Origin of the sequence: Vibrio sp. 10N.222.55.C6 (assembly GCF_041473395.1) — a bacterium.
In the GTDB taxonomy this organism is placed as follows: Bacteria; Pseudomonadota; Gammaproteobacteria; order Enterobacterales; family Vibrionaceae; genus Vibrio; species Vibrio crassostreae_C.
In genome coordinates this window covers 1-385 of sequence record NZ_JBFRSD010000853.1, presented here as the reverse complement: position 1 = coordinate 385, position 385 = coordinate 1, and the positions used below count along the sequence as shown (strand labels likewise).

The window sequence follows — 385 nt, the reverse complement described above, 5'->3', positions numbered from 1 at the left end:
ATTGGTCGTTATCCGCGTCTGTTGCAGTGAGTGAGCCACTTACTGGAGCATCTTCATCCGTGGTGACTGAGACATCTTCACCGACAGGTAAGTCATTGACTGGAGTAACGCCGACATTGACGGTTATGGTGTCCGTGCCACCTTGGCCATCGGAGACAACAACCGTAAAGCTATCATCACCGTTGTAGTTTTCATTAGGTGTGTAGGTCCAGTCACCGTTTTCATCGACAACAACAGTTCCGTTTGAGGGATCAGTGGCTTTGGTGAAAGACAGAGAGTCACCGTCTTCGTCTGAAGCTGAAAGGGTTCCGTTTACTGGAGTATCTTCATCGGTTGTAAATGAGAGAGTTTCGCCGACAGGAGAGTTATTATTATCAACAAAGGT

The 385-nt window shown here is 47.5% G+C and carries 1 protein-coding gene; it reads right to left on the bottom strand.

Features of this window, described 5'->3' with window-relative positions; genetic code table 11:
* Window positions 1–385 (bottom strand): cadherin-like domain-containing protein (locus AB4486_RS26520; protein ID WP_372119747.1); only part of this gene is annotated, 385 nt, incomplete at both ends.